We start from the raw sequence: 16,647 nt of genomic DNA on the forward strand, positions 1-16,647 counted from the left end.
TGCATTCTCACAATGGCCTGTCTTCGGCCGTCCTCCCGACATAGACTCTCGGGAGCAAAGACGCACGAGACGTTCAGGAGGACGCGATGGAACGCGACATCTACGAAGAGGATCATGAGGCCTTCCGCGACCTCGTCAAGGACTTCGTCAAGCGCTATGTGACCGGTGAGGCCATCGAGCGGTGGGACGCCGCCGGCGAGGTCGACCGCGACACGATGCGCGCGGCGGGTGAGGCCGGGATCATCGGACTGTCGGTTCCCGAGGAGTTCGGTGGCGCCGGGATGCTGCAGGACTACCGCTTCCGCGCGGTCGTGAACGAGGAGATCATCGCGGCCGGTGCCGGTTCGCTCGCCGGCGCCTTCGGCATCCAGGATGACCTCGCTGTTCCGTACCTGGTGCACATGGGCACGCAGGAGCAGAAGGAGAAGTGGCTGCCCCGCATGGCCACCGGTGAGATCATCGGCGCGCTCGCCATGACCGAGCCCGGGGCCGGATCCGACCTGCGCGGCATCAAGACCACGGCGAAGAAGACCGACGGTGGCTACATCGTCAACGGCGCCAAGACGTTCATCTCCTCGGGTGCGACCGCCGACCTCGTCGTCACGTTCGTCAAGACCGGAGAGGGCAACCGCCCCGATGCGTTCAGCCTGGTGCTGATCGAGAACGGCATGGAGGGCTTCGACCACGGCAAGAAGCTGCACAAGATGGGCTTCCAGGGCCACGACACCGCGGAGCTCTCGTTCAGCGACGTGTTCGTCCCCGAGGAGAACCTCATCGGCGGTGTCGAGGGCAAGGGCTTCGTGCAGCTGATGATGAACCTGCCGCTCGAGCGCCTGTCGATCGGTGTCGCCGGCGCGGCCGCCGCGCAGGCCGCCCTCGACTGGACCGTCGCGTACACCAAGGACCGCGAGGCCTTCGGCGAGCGGATCATCGACTTCCAGAACACCCGCTTCAAGATCGCCGACATGGCCACCACGGTCGACGCGCTCTGGGCCTACATCGACCGCGCGCTGCTCGCCTATTCGCAGGGCAAGCTCTCGGCCGAAGAGGCCGCGAAGGTCAAGTTCTGGGCGACCGAGCGCGAGTGGGAGGTGCTCGACACCGGTGTGCAGCTGCACGGCGGTTACGGATACATCACCGAGTACCCGATCGCCCGTGCCTTCCTCGACGCCCGTGTGCACCGCATCTACGGCGGCACGAACGAGATCATGCGCGAGATCGTCGGTCGTCAGATCGCCGGCAAGCGGTAGGGGTCTCCGCAGGCCGGGGCCGGGCCTGAGCCGTCCCCGGTCACCGGACCCGGTTCAGGCCTGCGTACGGCGCGCGATCTCCTCGGAGAGCTGCTGCACGCGGGCAGGGTCCGCATCCCGGGCGAGGGCGACGTAGTGGTCCAGGACAGCAGGCCGGTAGCGCACGGGCATGGTCTGCCCCGCGGCGAGGCGGGTGAGCTCGGTGATCGTGAGATCCTCGTCGGCGATGCCGCGGAACGTGATGCCCTCGGCGGTCTCGACATCGAGCATCAGCACCACACGGGGGCTGCCGTCGCTGCTGACCTCACGCCAGTCGACGAGAACGCCGAGCGCGAGCTCTCCCGCACGTAGTTCCGCATTGCGCTTGCGCGCCGCACCGCTCAGGAGCGGGTTGGGGGCGACGCCGGGGAAGTCAGGTCCGACGCCGAGGGCTTCCCGTGTCAGATCGGGTCGGAGCTTCGCCATCACATCGTCAAGGCTGAGCTTCTTCTTCTTCGCACCGAACATCGTGGCTCCTCCCTCACGCCGCTGCCGCCGACTCGGCCGGGCGCTTCGCCGTCACCGCGATTGTAGGTCACGGCTCGTCTCGACCTGAGTCAGAGAGCCAGTGCCTCAGCGCTTTCCGCCCACGCCCGCACGACGCAGACGATCGGCGACCAGGATGCCGAGGGCGGTGCCGCCCAGGCAGCTGGCGATCGTCACGGCGAAGAAGGCGATCTGCAGCGGCAGCGACATCGCTCCGAGGTGGAACCAGGCCCACGCCGAGATCGGATACACGATGCCGACCGTGAGCGCCCCGAGGTAGTGCATCCACGTGCCCCAGTACCGCCACAGCACGAACAGGAACGGCAGCTCGGTGAAGGCCGCCCACCACACGTTCGTCGCCACGCTGCCGAAGCCGTGACCCGAGAACGGCACCAGCACGAGCCCCGCGATCAGGCCGACCAGCAGGCCCACGAGCGGACGCCGCAGCAACCGGAGTGCGACCACCGACGGCAGCAGCCACAGCCCGGCGAGCGCCATGCCCAGGAAGGGCAGCGGACCGGTGAGGATCGTCGACGCCCAGTTCATCGGGGCGAGCAGCACGGCACCAGCCACACCGAGCGCGGCGCACGTCAGCAGGATCGCGGTGGGGAAGCGGAAGCGTCCGCTCGTCGCCCCGGCCGAACCCGGGCGGACGCCCTCGGCCTCGGTCCCGCTCATACGAGGGGCTCCGCCGCAGCCTCGCGGGCGGCCTTGGACGCCGGCGAGGAGGCGCCGATCTTCCAGTACCCGCAGAAGCTGACGGTGTTCTTGTCGACTCCCCGCTCGCCGACCAGGTGCTTGCGGACCCCGGAGGCGAGCGCCTGCTCGCCGGCGGCATAGGCGTGGAACGGCTCATCGGGGAGCGGCGTCGTGTGCAGAGCCGCGAGCGCGAGCGCACCCGGCTCCTCGTTGTGCGGACGTGTGATCCAGACGACCTCGATGCCCGAGGGATGCGGGAACGCCAACGCATCCTCTTCTGCGGGCACTTCGATGATCGCGGTGCCGGTCGCGTCCGCGGGCAGCGAGGAGCAGATCGAGGAGATCGCGGGCAGCGCCGTCTCGTCGCCCACCAGCACCACGCGCTGCGTGCCGCGCTCCGGGTTGAAGGTCAGCCCTTCGTCGATGATCAGAACATGCTCGCCGGGGGTGCAGGTCTCGGCCCAGCGCGACGCCGGACCCGCGGTGCCGTCGGCGGCGGAGCCGTGCAGCACGAAGTCCACGTCGAGCTCCGCCCCGGTCTCGGCGGTCGCAGGCCGGTACGCCCGCACGCTGTAGTTGCGCATCACCGGCCGCTCGCCGTCGGGGATGCGCAGGAACTTCAGGTAGCCGAACATCTTGTTCGCCTTCGCGGGAACGCGCTCGAGTCCGGCGTCGCCGCCGATCGGCAGGAACAGGCGGAACCACTGGTCGAAGCCCATCGGCCGGAACTTCTCGATCTCGCCGCCGCCGAGCGTCACGCGGATCCAGTGCGCCGACAGCCGTTCGGAGCGCAGCACCGTGAGGTGGATGAGCTCTGCGGACGCGGGCTTGACCATCTTGCTGAATGCCACGGAATCGCCTTTCAGGAAAGCTGCCAGGGGAAGAATGCGATGAAGATCGCCGCGGATGCCGCGAGGCACAGCACGATGAAGACGGTGTCACGCATCCGGAACGGCACCAGGTGCCGCTCGGTGCGGGTCGCGTGAGCACCGAAGGCCCGGGAGTCCATCGCGAGGGCGACACGCTCGGCGTGCCGGATCGCGCCGGCCAGCAGCGGCACGATGTAGCCCCAGCCGCGCGCGATGCGGGCGAACGGTCCGCGTCCGCCGTGGTGGCCGCGCACACGGTGGGCGGCGCGGATGACCGACAGCTCATGGCCGAACCGCGGCACGAAACGGAACGCCGCGAGCGCGGTGTAGCCGATCCGATACGGCACACGCAGCTGCTGGATGCTGGCGCGCACCAGATCCGGTCCGCTCGTGGTGAGCCCGCCCACGAGCGCGAGGGCCACGATCGCGCCCAGGCGCAGCGCGGTGGCGAAGCCGATCTCGAGGGCGCCGCGGAACAGCGTCCAGTCGCCGATGCTCAGCACGGGCGCGGTGCCGCCGACCAGCCCGGCATCCACCCACAGGGAGAAGCCGACCCCGATCGCCGCGACGCCGAGCGGCAGCGCCACCAACAGCACGAGCAGCAGCCGAGCGGTGAGGCGGGCGCCCGCGAGGATCAGCGCGTACGCGAACACGAGGAACGCCAGCGGTGTCGCCAGGTCGCGCACGAACACGAGCAGCAGCATCGCCGGCGCCACCCCCGCGACCTTCGAGAGCGGGTTCAGGGCATACAGGAACTGGCGCCGGGAGGTCGCGACCATCGCGGCGTACGGATCGAACACGACGGCGCTCATGACCAGGCCGCCGGCCGGTGGGATGCCAGCACGCGCTGCAGCGCCGGGAGGCGCAGTCCGGCGCTCGTGAACGTCTGCTCATCGGCGAAGAGCTCGGCGGTCGTGCCCGCGGCGTGCACCCGCCCGTCGGCCAGGATGACCGTGTGCGTGGCGTGCTCGGCGACCAGTTGCAGGTCGTGCGTCACGATCACGATCGTCGTGCCCTCTGCGCGCAGGCCCTGGAGCAGCGCGAGAAGCTCGGAGGCGCGGGCGCGGTCCTGGCCGAACGTGGGCTCGTCGAGCGCCAGCACCTGCGGGCGGGTGATGAGCGCGGTGCCGACCGACAGCCGCCGCTTCTCGCCCCCCGAGAGCAGGAACGGATGCACCTCCGCCTTGTGACCGAGTCCGAAGCGGGCGAGCATCTCCTGCACGCGCTCCGCGATCTCGGCATCCGGCACATGCCGCAGCCTCAGCCCGTGGGCGAGCTCCTCGAACACCGTGTGAGCGATGAACTGGTGCTCGGGGTTCTGGAACACGAAACCGATGCGGGCCGCGAGGTCGCGCGGAGACGCGGTCGCCGGGTCGAGACCGTCGACGTCGACACGACGCTTCGGCGGTGGCACCACCCCGGCGAGCGCCTGGATGAGCGTGGTCTTGCCCGCGCCGTTCGCCCCGACGATCGCGGTGAGGGTCCCGGGTGCGATGTCCAGGTCGATGCCGTGCAGGATCTCGGTGCGGTGCCGCGTCACGGTCAGCCCGCGCGCGCGGATGATCGAGGCGGCGTCCGGTGCCGAGGGGACGGCCGGCGCGGCGGCGGCGATGACCCCCTGTGCGTCGAGGGCTGTGGCCAGCTCGACGGGGGTGAGCGGAAGCGGGTCGAGACGGATGCCGTCGCCGCGCATCCGCAGAGCGGCGAGTGTCGCTGCGGGAAGCCACACGCCCATCTCGAGCAGCTCACCGGCGTGCGTGCGGATGACCTCGCCCGCCGGACCGTCGAACGCGACCGCGCCCTCGCGGTCGAGCACGATCGCCCGCGTCACGAAGCCCATCGCCGCGTCGAGGTTGTGCTCGACCAGCAGGATCGCGCGGTCCCCGGCCGCGACGACATCCGTCAGCGCGGCGTAGACGTCGTCGATGCCCTGAGGGTCGAGGTTGGCCGTCGGTTCGTCGAGCACGATCAGCGGGGAGCCCATGGCGAGCGCGCAGGCGATCGCGAGGCGCTGTCGCCCGCCACCCGACAGGCGATCGGGGTTCTCGTCTCGTCGCTCCCAGAGGCCGACGCGGCGAAGGGAGTCCTCCGCGCGGGCGCGCACCTCGTCGAGAGGCAGCCGCAGGTTCTCCGGCCCGAACGCGACCTCGTCGTACACGGTGCCCGTGACGATCTGCGCGTCCGGGTCCTGGAAGACCATCGCGACATGCGTGCTCAGGGTCGCGGTGTGCGTCTGCGCGGTGTCGAGCCCGCCGGCCTCGACCGTGCCGGTCATGGTCGCCGGTACCGCATGGGGGATGAGCCCGTTCAGGGCCAGTGTCAGCGTGGACTTGCCGGAACCCGAGGGACCGAGCAGCAGCACGACCTCGCCCTGTTCGATGTCGAAGGTGACGTCGCGCGGCGAGGGGTGCGCGGCATCCGCGTGGGTGAGTGAGACATCACGCACGCGGAGAAGAGGCGCGGATGAGCGCACGGCGGAACCCCGGGTCGGTGGAACGTACCGTACTAACTTAGCTGAGCCTTACCTCGCTTGCCATGTCGATCGGCCGAGGACGGTGCGGCTCAGCGGCGCGCGACGCCCGCGCGACTCAGGGCGGTGCCGACGCCGAGGCCGACCGCCGTCCACCCGATCGGCCCCAGCACGGCGAGGACGAGGTAGGCGATCTGCGCCCAGAGGGGAAGCGTTGCCAGATGTGCCGCGAAGAACACGACCACGGCGACGATCACGCCGATCACCGCGGCAGAGATGAAGAAGCGCCACGGGCCCCAGGCCCGGTAGCGGGTGAGGGCGGCGACGCCCTCCTGGATCGCTCCGAACAGCAGGGCGGTGCCGATGAAACGCAGCGCCCAGGCCGGGTTGAACGCGCTCGCGACGAGGGCGGCGATCAGATGCGTGACCAGAGCGACCAGCGGCCGGCGCAGCACCTCCTGCGCGATGATTCCCGGCAGCACATGCGACCCGAGCAGCAGGCCGTACGCCCACGGGGCCGTGATCAGCACGACCGGGGTGAGCAGGCCGGCGATGCCGCCGATGATGCCGGTCGCCACGCCGATCGCTGCGCAGACGAGCAGCACGCGGGTCGACAGGACGGGGGTTCGGGCCACGGCTCCAGCCTACTTGCGCGCGGGAGCGTCCCGGGCGGCGAGGGGCCGTGCAAAAACCCGGACGATCCGTCGTCAGCGCGGCGTGTCAGGGGCGTGCCGCGCCGAGCGGATGCCGGATGGTCCGGGTTTCGCCCCAGAGGGCCCGCATCCGTTCGTCGCGTCGACCATGCCGCTCGTCGCAGCATCCGCTCCGCAGCGCACGCCCCGCGCGGGAGCTTCCTAGCGTGGGACAACGCAATGATGCGCACACCGAGGAGAACCCCATGACTGCACCTTCGTCGCGCCGCCGCGACGGCGCCGGCCCCGTCGATGGCGATCCCGTCATCGTCACCGACCCGAAACTCCCCCCGGTCGCACTGACCGACGACCACCACGAGAAGGCGAACCGCTGGACGTGGCCGAAGATCCTCATCTGGTCGGCCATCGCCCTGCTCGGCGCGGTCGCCTGGACCATGCTCGCGATCGTCCGGGGTGAGACCGTCAACGCGATCTGGTTCGTGTTCGCGGCCGTCTGCACCTACCTGATCGGCTACCGCTTCTACTCCAAGGTGATCGAGAAGTACATCACCCGGCCCGACGACCGCCGCGCCACCCCCGCCGAGGTCAAGCAGGACGGCAAGGACTACGTCCCCACCGACCGCCGCGTGCTCTACGGCCACCACTTCGCCGCCATCGCCGGCGCCGGTCCGCTCGTCGGTCCCGTGCTCGCAGCGCAGATGGGGTACCTGCCCGGCACGATCTGGATCATCGTCGGCGTCGTGCTCGCCGGCGCCGTGCAGGACTACACCGTGCTGTTCTTCTCCATGCGCCGCGGCGGCCGCACGATCGGTCAGATGGCCCGGCAGGAGCTCGGCCGCATCGGCGGGACCGCCGCGATCATCGCCTCGCTGCTGATCATGCTGATCATCGTCGCGATCCTCGCGCTCGTGGTCGTGAACGCCCTCGGCGAGAGCCCGTGGGGCGTCTTCTCGGTCGCGATGACCATCCCGATCGCGATCTTCATGGGCATCTACCTGCGCTTCCTGCGCCCCGGCAAGGTCACAGAGGTCTCGATCATCGGCTTCGTGCTGCTGATGGCCGCGATCATCGGCGGCGGCTGGGTCGCCGGTACCGACTGGGGTCAGGCGATCTTCCACCTCGACCGCACCACGATCGCGTGGGGCATCATCATCTACGGCTTCATCGCCGCGGTGCTCCCGGTCTGGCTGCTGCTCGCTCCGCGCGACTACCTCTCCACGTTCATGAAGATCGGCGTGATCGTGATGCTCGCCGGCGCGATCATCCTGGTGCGCCCCGAGATCACGGTCCCCGCCGTCAGCATCTTCGGTGAGAACGGGATGGGTCCGGTGTTCGCCGGTCCGCTCTTCCCCTTCCTGTTCGTGACGATCGCGTGTGGTGCCCTGTCGGGCTTCCACGCGCTGATCGCCTCGGGCACGACACCGAAGCTCATCGAGAAGGAGCGCCAGACGCGCTTCATCGGATACGGCGGCATGCTCATGGAGTCGTTCGTCGCGATCATGGCGCTGGTCGCCGCGATCTCGATCGACCAGGGCATCTACTTCGCGATGAACGCGCCGACGGCGGCGACAGGGGGCACGGTCGAAGGGGCCGTCGCCTTCGTGAACTCCCTGGGGCTGACGGGGGTGAACCTCACGCCCGAGATGCTCACGGGCACCGCCCAGGCGGTCGGCGAGGAGTCGATCGTCTCGCGCACCGGTGGTGCACCGACCCTCGCGCTCGGACTCGCGCACATCATGCAGCAGGCCCTCGGCGGGCAGGCGCTCATGGCGTTCTGGTACCACTTCGCGATCATGTTCGAGGCGCTGTTCATCCTCACCGCCGTCGACGCGGGAACCCGTGTGGCGCGCTTCATGCTGCAGGACTCGATCGGCGCCTGGTTCCCCAAGTTCCGCGACGTCTCCTGGCGCCCCGGCGTCTGGATCTGCACCGCGATCATGGTGGCCGGCTGGGGAGCGATCCTCATCCTCGGCGTCACCGACCCGCTCGGCGGCATCAACACCTTCTTCCCGCTGTTCGGTATCGCGAACCAGCTGCTCGCGGCGATCGCGCTCGCCGTGGTGATGGCCATCGTCGCCAAGCGCGGCAAGAGCTACATCAAGTGGCTGTGGATCATCGGGCTGCCGCTCGCGTTCACGGCGGTCGTCACGATCACGGCGTCGCTGTACAAGATCGCCTCGCCCGTGCCGGCGATCGGCTACTGGGCGAACCACTTCCGCTACGTCGAGGCCCGCGACAGCGGCGACACGTCGCTCGGAGCGCCGGAAGTGCTGGACGCCGTCATCCGCAACACCGCGGTGCAGGGCACGCTGTCGATCATCTTCGTCACTCTCGCGATCATCGTGATGATCGCGGCCGTGGTCGTGACGATCACGGCGATCCGCAACGGCGGCGGCGAGAACACCGAGGAGCCGCCGGTCGCCTCTCGTCGCTTCGCTCCGGCCGGGTTCCTGCCCGATGCGACCGAGCGCGAGCTCGAGAAGCAGTGGGAGCCGATCCTCGCGGACGAGCGCAAGGCGTCGACGCACTGAGATGGTCATCATGACGAACCGGACGGATGCCGCGACCACCCCGCTGCGCGCGCTGCTGAGCGCCGCGGCGCGGGTGGGCCGCGGCATCCGCTGGTACATGACGACCCTGATGGGCGACACCGCCTATGCGACCTATGTCGCCCATCACCGCCGACAGCATCCCGACGAGGAGCCCCTGACCGAGCGCCAGTTCTGGCGACAGCGGATGGATGATCAGGATCGCAATCCCGGTGCCCGCTGCTGCTGACGGCTCCCCCGCTCTCGCCGAGACCCACCGCGCCCGCCGAGACCCACCGCGCTCCGCGTCGAGGGCGGGGGTCTCGGCGCTGGCGATGGGTGTCGGCGTCGAACGGAACCTAGGCTGAACCCATGACCGACGTCGTTCTCGCCGCGGTGCTGGGCGTGCTCGGCGGCATCGTCCTGACGGTGCTGCTGCTGCTCGCGCGTCGGCTCGCGCGTGGGGCGACCGACCTCGGCAGCGACGCGGAGCAGGCCGCGCTGCGGGCGCTGCATCACGCGAGCCTGGCCGCGCCGCATCTGCGCGGAGGTCTCTCGACGCCCGAGGTCGTGCAGGCGGCGCGGCACCTGCGGGTGCTGCTGGGCAGTGCGGCGGTCGCGATCGTCGGTGCCGATGACGCGGTCGCGTTCGACGGTGCCTCCGACGGCTTGGAGTCCAGCGCGGTGCGCATCGCGGAGCGGGTCAGGGCATCGGGTCGACGGCAGGTCTTCCCCGCGTCCGGGGACCACGACCATCTGGAAGGCGTCGGAGCGCCGATCGTCGTCGACGGACAGGTGATCGGTGTGGTCGTCGCGTTCGCCGCTCCCGTGCGCGCCGCGCTCGTGCGGGCGGCGGAGGAGGTCGCCGACTGGTGCGCCGCCCAGGTCGAGCTCGGCGGTCTGGATGCCTCTCGTACGCAGCTGGCCGAGGCCGAACTGCGCTCCCTGCGCGCGCAGATCTCGCCGCACTTCATCTACAACGCCCTCACCGCGATCGCCTCGTTCATCCACACCGATCCGGTCAGGGCGCGCGAGCTCGTGCTGGAGTTCGCCGACTTCACCCGCTACTCCTTCCGACGTCAGGGCGAGTTCACCACGCTCACGGAAGAGCTCGGCAGCATCCACTCCTACCTGGAGCTCGAACGCGCACGGTTCGGTGAACGGCTCCGCGTCACGCTGCGGATCGCGCCGGAGACTCTGGCCACCGTCATCCCCTTCCTCTCCGTGCAGCCCCTCGTCGAGAACGCGGTGCGACACGGTCTGGAGCCGGGCGAAGGGGGAGGGGAGATCCGCATCTCCTCGCGCGACGACGGGACGCACACCGAGATCACGGTCGAGGATGACGGCATCGGGATGGACCCGGAGGGGCTGCGGGCCGTGCTCACGGCGGTCGACGACGGTCTGCACGTGGGCCTGCGCAACGTCGACACGCGCTTGAGGCAGCTCTACGGCACCGACGGGGGACTGGTCGTGGAGACCAACACGGGCGCGGGTACCCTGGTGCGCATGCGGGTGCCGAAGTCGCAGCCGCTCAACGATCCGGACAACGACTGAGGTGCGCTCATGATCGACGTCCTCGTCGCCGACGACGAGCAGCCCGCCCTCCACGAGCTCGTGCATCTGCTGCGCAGCGATGACCGCATCGGCGACATCCTCACGGCGAGCAGCGGCGCGGATGCCCTGCGCCAGTTGTCCGAGCGCGTCGTGCAGATCGCCTTCCTCGACATCCACATGCCCGGGCTTCTCGGCACCGAGCTCGCGCGGGCCTTCCTCGCACTCGCCGAGCCGCCGGCCGTGGTGTTCGTGACGGCCGATGAGGCCCGCGCCGTCGAGGCGTTCGAGCTGCGCGCGGCGGACTACCTGCTCAAGCCGGTGCGCTCGGAGCGCCTGCGCCGAGCGATCGATCGGGTGGTCGAGCTCGGTGAGACCGCCGTCCCCGGTGACGAGGAGGCGATCCCGGTCACGGTGGGCTCGGCGGTGCGCTTCGTGCACCGCCGCGACGTGCGCTGGGTGCAGGCGCAGGGCGACTACTCCCGGCTGCACACCGATGACGGATCGGGGCATCTCGTGCGCATCCCGATCTCCGAGCTCGAGGCGAGGTGGACGGACGCCGGATTCATCCGCATCCACCGGTCCTGGATGGTGCGCAGCGCGGCCGTGACCGAGGTGCGGCTGTCGGGTGCGGAACCCTCCGTCTCGGTCGGGGCGATCGCGCTGCCCGTGAGTCGACGTCTGGTGTCGAGTGTGCGCGATGCGCTCGTGCGCGGGGAGAGCCCCGGATGACCGAGGCCCCCAAGCGCGTGCGGGTGACCGCCGACCTTCCGCCCCGCCGGCCCGCGACCCTCACCCGGGGGATCGCCCTGCCCGGTGCCCCGGCGGACGAGGCGGATGCCGTGTACGCGCGCGCCCTCGTGCGCAGTCAGCTGCGGCTGGCGCTCGGCACGATCGCGGGCTTCGTGCTGGTCGTGGTCGCCATGGCGCTGGCGATCGCGCTGATCCCCGAGATGGATCGGATCGTGCTCTGGGACGTGCCGCTGTCGTGGCTGCTGCAGGCGTACGCGTTCTACCCGGTCATCCTCGTCTTCGCGGTCCTGTACGCGCGCACCGCGGCGCGGAACGAACGTCGGTACCGTGCCCTCCGGGACCGCGAATGAACGCGGTCATGGATCTGGTCGGCGTCGCGCTCGTCATCATCGCGACGCTGCTCATCGGCGTCTACGGGCTGAAGGTGTCGCGCACCACGGGGGACTTCTTCGTCGCCTCGCGCACGGTGCGGCCGGTGTGGAACGCCTCGGCGATCAGCGGCGAGTACCTCTCGGCGGGTACCTTCCTCGGCCTGTCGGGGCTGGTGCTGCTCGACGGCGCCCGCGGCTTCTGGTTCCCGATCGGATATGCGGCCGGCTACCTGCTGGTGCTGGTCTTCGTCGCTGCGCCCCTGCGCCGCAGCGGCGCGTACACGATCCCGGACTTCATCGAGGCGCGCCTCGAATCGACCGCGGCGCGGCGGGTGACCAGCCTGGCCGTGCTGATCATCGGCTGGCTGTACATCGTGCCGCAGCTGCACGGCGCTGGTATCACCCTGGTCGTGGTCGCCGGCCTCCCCGAGTGGGTGGGAGCGGTCACGGTCGCCGTGCTGGTCGCCGCATCCGTCGCGGCCGGTGGCATGCGCGCGATCACCTATGTGCAGGCCTTCCAGTACTGGCTCAAGCTCACGGCACTGCTGGTGCCCGTCGTCTTCATCGCCTTCGCGCTCAGCAACGGTCCCCACGAGTTCGACCCTGCGCTGGTGTTCCCCGCCGAGGCGGGGCCCTCGGGGTTCGACGCCTACGAGTCGGCATCGCTCCTGCTCGCGCTGCTGCTGGGCACCATGGGGCTGCCGCACGTGCTGGTGCGGTTCTACACGAGCCCGACGGGGGCGTCCGCGCGCCGCACGACAGTGATCGTGATCGCGATGGTGAGCGCGTTCTATGCGGTCTCGAGCACGATGGGCCTGCTGGCGCGCATCGCGGCCCCCGATCTCGCGGTGCCGGGCGTCGCCGACACGGTGGTGCTGCTGCTGCCCTCGCGTGTGTTCCCCGGCGTCTTCGGCGAGCTGCTGACGGCGCTCATCGTGGCGGGTGCCTTCGCAGCGTTCCTGGCCACCTCGGCCGGACTCGTGGTGTCGCTCGCCGGCGTCATCAGCCAGGACGTGTTCTCCGGCTCCGTGCGCTCGTTCCGACTCTCCGCCCTGCTGTGCGCTCTGGTTCCGCTCGCGGTCGCACTGCTGACGGCTCCCGCCGGGCTGGTGTCGAGCGTCGGCGTGGTCTTCGTCATCGCGGCATCCACGCTGTCGCCCGTCGTGCTGCTCGGCGTCTGGTGGCGCGGTCTGACGGCCCGCGGCGCGGTCGCCGGCATGGTGTCGGGCGGGCTCGCGGCAGGACTCGCGCTGCTCGTGCATGCGGCGATCGACGGCGTCGGGGTCGCCGCGCCCTACCTCGCGCAACCCGCGGCCTGGACCATCCCGCTCGCCACGGCCGTCACGGTCGTCGTCTCGGTGCTCGACCCGCGCAGCCCGTCGCCGCGCACGGACCGGTTCCTCGCGCGCGTGCACACGCCCGACCGCGGCTGAGCGGGGCGGGCTCTCGTCAGAGCTTCCGGCTGCGGGGCATGAGACGCACCGGCGGCAGCGGGGGCGCCGGGATGCGCACGTCGTGGCCGTCGACGGTGCCGAAGCGCGCGGATGCCGCCTCCCACTCCTCGCGGGCCGCGGCGATCTCGTCATGCGAGCGTCCCGCGAAGTTCCACCACATCACGATGTCGTCCTCGAACGGCTCACCGCCCAGGAGGAACAGCAGCGCACCCGCGGTCGACGACACCTCGACCTCGTCGCGGGAGTCGCCCAGGTAGAGCAGCTCGTTGCGCGGCATCGGATGCTCCGCCACCACCACATCGCCCTCGACGAGCATGAGGGCGTGCTCCCATTCCGGCCGCAGCGGCAGCCGCACGCGCGATCCCGCAGGGACCACGATCTCGGCGCCGACGATCGGCGTGTGCACGGTGGCGGGTGAGACGACCCCGGCGAACTCTCCGAGCACGACCGTGGCCTCGGCAGCCGCGCCCGCATCAGCGGCGAGCGTGAGGCCGGGAAGGTCGACGTGCCGCTCGAACCCGGCAGTGCCGTGGCGGGCGGACTCCGGCAGCACGACCCAGAACTGCAGCGCGTCGAGGGGGATCGGATCCTCGCCGATCGAGTACTCCGAGTGCGAGATGCCGTTGCCCGCCGTCATCAGGTTCAGCTGCCCGCGGCGCAGGTCGGCGTCGCTGCCGAGCGAGTCGCGGTGCCGGATCTCTCCGACCAGGGGCCAGGTCACGGTCTGCAGTCCGATGTGCGGATGCGGCTCCACACGCATGCGCGTCTCGGCGGGACCGAACCGGTCGAGGAAGCACCACGCGCCGATCGTCGGCAGGTTGCGGTGCGGCAGGGCGCGCAGCACGGTCATGCCGCGCACCCCGCCGAGCGGCACCTCGCGGGGCTCGAGCACGAGCCGGTGCGGACCGATCATCAGGCGCCTGCGGCCTCGGCGCTGTCGTCGGCCGCGTCGGAGTCAGGCGTGCGCGGCCAGCGGATCTCGGCGCCGGGGATCTCGTGCGTCTCGAGGTACCGGGCGATGTAGGGGCACAGCGGGACGATCGCGTCGCCGGATGCCGCGGCATCCGCCAGCGCGTAGGCGGCGAGCTTTCCGGCGAGACCCTGGCCCTGGAACGCGGGGTCGACCTCGGTGTGGGTGAAGCGGATCGAGCCGGGGCGCAGGTCGAACTCCGCGAACCCCGCGAGCGTGTCGTCGGAGCGGATCTCGTAGCGCGAAGCGTCGTCGTTGCGGGTGACGGTGATGTCGGTCATCGGGGCTCCTTCTGGCGTCTCCGTCCAACCTACGCCCGCCGGGAGCGGCGGGGCCCTCCGCTGAGGGGCCAAGACACGCCGCGGAGCCCGGCCCCGGCGCGGCGTGTCGTGACCTCTCGGCAGCTGAACGGGAGCGAGGTCGGTGGAGGTCGTTACGCTGGAGGGATGCCGCAGACTCCCCGTGACCCGTACGCGGATCTGCCGTACGCCGACGAGCCCTACGACGACGGCTGGGAGTCCTCCGCGCCGCCGGAGCCCATGGACTGGGAACCGCAGGGCGCCGGGTACGAACCGCCCCTCGACTGGGGCCCCGGACCCACGACCCTGGTCGCGCCACCGGCAGCTCAGGCCGCTCCCGCCGTCCGTCGGGCGACGCCGAGCCGGTACGCCACGGCGCGCGAGGCGCTGCACACGGTCTTCGGCTACGACGAGTTCCGTGGCGAGCAGGCCGCGATCGTCGATCAGGTGATCGGGGGCGGCGATGCGATCGTCCTCATGCCCACCGGTGCCGGAAAGAGCATCACGTTCCAGGTGCCCGCACTCGTCCGCGAGGGCACGGGGCTCGTGATCAGCCCGCTGATCGCCCTGATGCACGACCAGGTCGACGCGCTGCGCGCCAACGGCGTGAAGGCCGCGTATCTGAACTCGACGCAGTCCTCGCAGGAGCGCGGCGAGGTCGAGCGCGCGTATGTCGCCGGTGAGCTCGACCTGATCTACGTCGCACCCGAGCGGTTGTCGAACGCCGCGACCACCGCACTGCTGCAGCGCGGCACGCTCAGCGTGATCGCGATCGACGAGGCGCACTGCGTCTCGCAGTGGGGCCACGACTTCCGTCCGGACTACCTGATGCTCGGCGACCTGGGGGAGCGCTTCCCCGGTGTCCCGCGCATGGCGCTCACCGCGACCGCGACCCGTGCCACGCATCAGGAGATGACCGAGCGCCTGCGCCTCGACGGCGCCAAGCACTTCGTGGCGAGCTTCGACCGCCCGAACATCCAGTACCGCATCGTCCCCAAGGTCGACCCGCGCAAGCAGCTCGTGGCCTTCATCCGCTCGCAGGAGTCGGTCCCCGGATCGGATGCCGCGCCGTGCGGCATCGTGTACGCCCTCAGTCGCAAGTCGGTCGAGCAGACCGCGACCTACCTCGCTGCCCAGGGGTTCGACGCCCTCCCTTACCACGCGGGTCTTCCGGCCGAGGTGCGCGCCGCCAACCAGGCGCGGTTCCTCCGTGAAGACGGCGTGGTCATGGTCGCCACGATCGCGTTCGGTATGGGCATCGACAAGCCCGACGTCCGGTTCGTGGCACACATCGACCTCCCGAAGTCGGTCGAGGGCTACTACCAGGAGACCGGTCGCGCCGGTCGCGACGGCGAACCCTCGATCGCCTGGATGGCCTACGGGCTCGGGGATGTCGTGCAGCAGCGCCGGCTCATCGACCAGAGCCCCGGCGACCGCACGTTCAAGATGCGGATGGGGCAGCACCTCGACGCGATGCTCGCGCTGTGCGAGACGGTGGAGTGCCGCCGCCAGAACCTGCTCGGCTACTTCGGGCAGGAGTCGCAGCCCTGCGGCAACTGCGACACCTGTCTGGAAGACACCGCGACCTTCGACGGCCTCGTGCCCGCCCAGAAGCTGCTCTCGACGATCGTACGGCTCAAGCGCGAGCGCAATCAGTCGTTCGGCGCCGGGCATCTGATCGACATCCTGCGCGGTGCCTCGACCGAGCGCATCCGCCAGCAGGGTCATGAGAAGCTCGCCACCTACGGCATCGGCGCCGACCTCTCCGACCAGGACTGGCGCAGCGTCGTGCGGCAGCTGCTCGCCCGCGGCATCCTCGTCGCCCAGGGTGACTACGGCACCCTCGCGCCCGGCGAGCAGGCGGCCGGAGTCCTGCGCGGCGAGACCCCTGTGCCGCTGCGCAAAGACACGATCGGCCGTCCGACCACCCAGGGCCGCGCCCGCAAGGCCTCTGCTGCCGATGCGCTGGCCGAGGGCGACCGGCCGCTGTTCGAGGCGCTGCGCGCGTGGCGTGCCGAGACCGCGCGCGAGCAGGGTGTGCCCGCGTACATCGTCTTCGGCGACGCGACACTGCGTGCACTCGCCGAGCATCGTCCGGCATCCCTCGCCGACCTCGACGGCATCACCGGCATCGGAGCCAAGAAGCGCGAGGCCTACGGCGACGGAGTGATCGCGGTGGTCGCCGCGAACTGAGCAGTCTCCTCACCACCCACCGGCGAGGGTGAGATGCGCGCGCCCCGGGGCCGCTCACGGAG

General features: G+C 70.5%; 16 protein-coding genes. 8 read left to right on the forward strand and 8 right to left on the reverse strand.

What is annotated here, in order from left to right; all coding sequences use genetic code 11:
- Positions 1 to 86: 86 nt before the first annotated feature.
- Positions 87 to 1,250, forward strand: coding sequence for an acyl-CoA dehydrogenase family protein (locus FB560_RS18960; RefSeq protein ID WP_141874266.1), 1,164 nt, complete (start codon positions 87 to 89; stop codon positions 1,248 to 1,250).
- 54 nt (positions 1,251 to 1,304) lie between these two features.
- On the opposite strand, the gene FB560_RS18965 is transcribed toward FB560_RS18960, so the two are convergent.
- From FB560_RS18965 to FB560_RS18990, 6 genes are all read right to left on the reverse strand, one after another.
- Positions 1,305 to 1,757 (reverse strand): hypothetical protein, encoded by a 453-nt coding sequence (locus FB560_RS18965; protein ID WP_141874267.1) that lies wholly within the window; start codon positions 1,755 to 1,757, stop codon positions 1,305 to 1,307.
- 105 nt (positions 1,758 to 1,862) lie between these two features.
- Positions 1,863 to 2,453, reverse strand: coding sequence for an ECF transporter S component (locus FB560_RS18970; protein WP_141874268.1), 591 nt, complete (start codon positions 2,451 to 2,453; stop codon positions 1,863 to 1,865).
- A complete protein-coding gene (locus tag FB560_RS18975; RefSeq protein ID WP_141874269.1) occupies positions 2,450 to 3,325 on the reverse strand; it encodes a siderophore-interacting protein in 876 nt (291 codons plus the stop codon). The genes FB560_RS18970 and FB560_RS18975 overlap by 4 nt, the downstream gene beginning before the upstream one ends.
- Positions 3,326 to 3,336: 11 nt before the next feature.
- Entirely contained in the window at positions 3,337 to 4,155 is an 819-nt protein-coding gene (locus FB560_RS18980; protein WP_141874270.1) for an energy-coupling factor transporter transmembrane component T, read from the reverse strand.
- Positions 4,152 to 5,816: an ABC transporter ATP-binding protein gene (locus tag FB560_RS18985; RefSeq protein ID WP_141874271.1), complete on the reverse strand. Its 1,665-nt coding sequence runs from the start codon at positions 5,814 to 5,816 to the stop codon at positions 4,152 to 4,154. The genes FB560_RS18980 and FB560_RS18985 overlap by 4 nt, the downstream gene beginning before the upstream one ends.
- An 89-nt stretch (positions 5,817 to 5,905) precedes the next feature.
- A complete protein-coding gene (locus tag FB560_RS18990; RefSeq protein WP_141874272.1) occupies positions 5,906 to 6,448 on the reverse strand; it encodes an ECF transporter S component in 543 nt (180 codons plus the stop codon).
- Between the two features lie 263 nt (positions 6,449 to 6,711).
- On the opposite strand from FB560_RS18990, the gene FB560_RS18995 reads away from it, so the two are divergent.
- The 6 genes from FB560_RS18995 (at position 6,712) to FB560_RS19020 (ending at position 13,102) form a co-directional block, all read left to right on the forward strand.
- Complete coding sequence (locus FB560_RS18995; RefSeq protein WP_141874273.1) at positions 6,712 to 8,997, forward strand: carbon starvation CstA family protein; 2,286 nt, start codon at positions 6,712 to 6,714, stop codon at positions 8,995 to 8,997.
- A 10-nt stretch (positions 8,998 to 9,007) separates the two neighbouring features.
- Positions 9,008 to 9,244 (forward strand): YbdD/YjiX family protein, encoded by a 237-nt coding sequence (locus FB560_RS19000; RefSeq protein WP_141874274.1) that lies wholly within the window; start codon positions 9,008 to 9,010, stop codon positions 9,242 to 9,244.
- 122 nt (positions 9,245 to 9,366) lie between these two features.
- Positions 9,367 to 10,548, forward strand: coding sequence for a sensor histidine kinase (locus FB560_RS19005; RefSeq protein ID WP_141874275.1), 1,182 nt, complete (start codon positions 9,367 to 9,369; stop codon positions 10,546 to 10,548).
- Positions 10,549 to 10,557: 9 nt separating this feature from the next.
- Positions 10,558 to 11,277, forward strand: a complete 720-nt coding sequence (locus FB560_RS19010) for a LytR/AlgR family response regulator transcription factor (RefSeq protein ID WP_141874276.1) — start codon at positions 10,558 to 10,560, stop codon at positions 11,275 to 11,277.
- Positions 11,274 to 11,648: a heavy metal transporter gene (locus FB560_RS19015; protein WP_141874277.1), complete on the forward strand. Its 375-nt coding sequence runs from the start codon at positions 11,274 to 11,276 to the stop codon at positions 11,646 to 11,648. Before FB560_RS19010 ends, FB560_RS19015 begins: the two co-directional genes overlap by 4 nt.
- The gene (locus tag FB560_RS19020) at positions 11,645 to 13,102 is read left to right on the forward strand and encodes a sodium/solute symporter (RefSeq protein WP_141874278.1); all 1,458 of its coding nucleotides are present in this window, start codon (positions 11,645 to 11,647) and stop codon (positions 13,100 to 13,102) included. Before FB560_RS19015 ends, FB560_RS19020 begins: the two co-directional genes overlap by 4 nt.
- Before the next feature lie 16 nt (positions 13,103 to 13,118).
- Here the strand turns inward: FB560_RS19020 and FB560_RS19025 are convergent, their stop codons facing one another.
- Both FB560_RS19025 and FB560_RS19030 read right to left on the reverse strand, forming a co-directional pair.
- The gene (locus FB560_RS19025) at positions 13,119 to 14,036 is read right to left on the reverse strand and encodes a pirin family protein (protein ID WP_141874279.1); all 918 of its coding nucleotides are present in this window, start codon (positions 14,034 to 14,036) and stop codon (positions 13,119 to 13,121) included.
- A complete protein-coding gene (locus FB560_RS19030; protein WP_141874280.1) occupies positions 14,036 to 14,374 on the reverse strand; it encodes a GNAT family N-acetyltransferase in 339 nt (112 codons plus the stop codon). The genes FB560_RS19025 and FB560_RS19030 overlap by 1 nt, the downstream gene beginning before the upstream one ends.
- A 165-nt stretch (positions 14,375 to 14,539) precedes the next feature.
- Between FB560_RS19030 and recQ the strand changes: the two genes are divergently transcribed.
- The gene (gene recQ / locus FB560_RS19035) at positions 14,540 to 16,585 is read left to right on the forward strand and encodes a DNA helicase RecQ (RefSeq protein ID WP_141874281.1); all 2,046 of its coding nucleotides are present in this window, start codon (positions 14,540 to 14,542) and stop codon (positions 16,583 to 16,585) included.
- Positions 16,586 to 16,647 lie beyond the last annotated feature (62 nt).

It is taken from the genome of Microbacterium saperdae (genome assembly GCF_006716345.1).
GTDB lineage: Bacteria > Actinomycetota > Actinomycetes > Actinomycetales > Microbacteriaceae > Microbacterium > Microbacterium saperdae.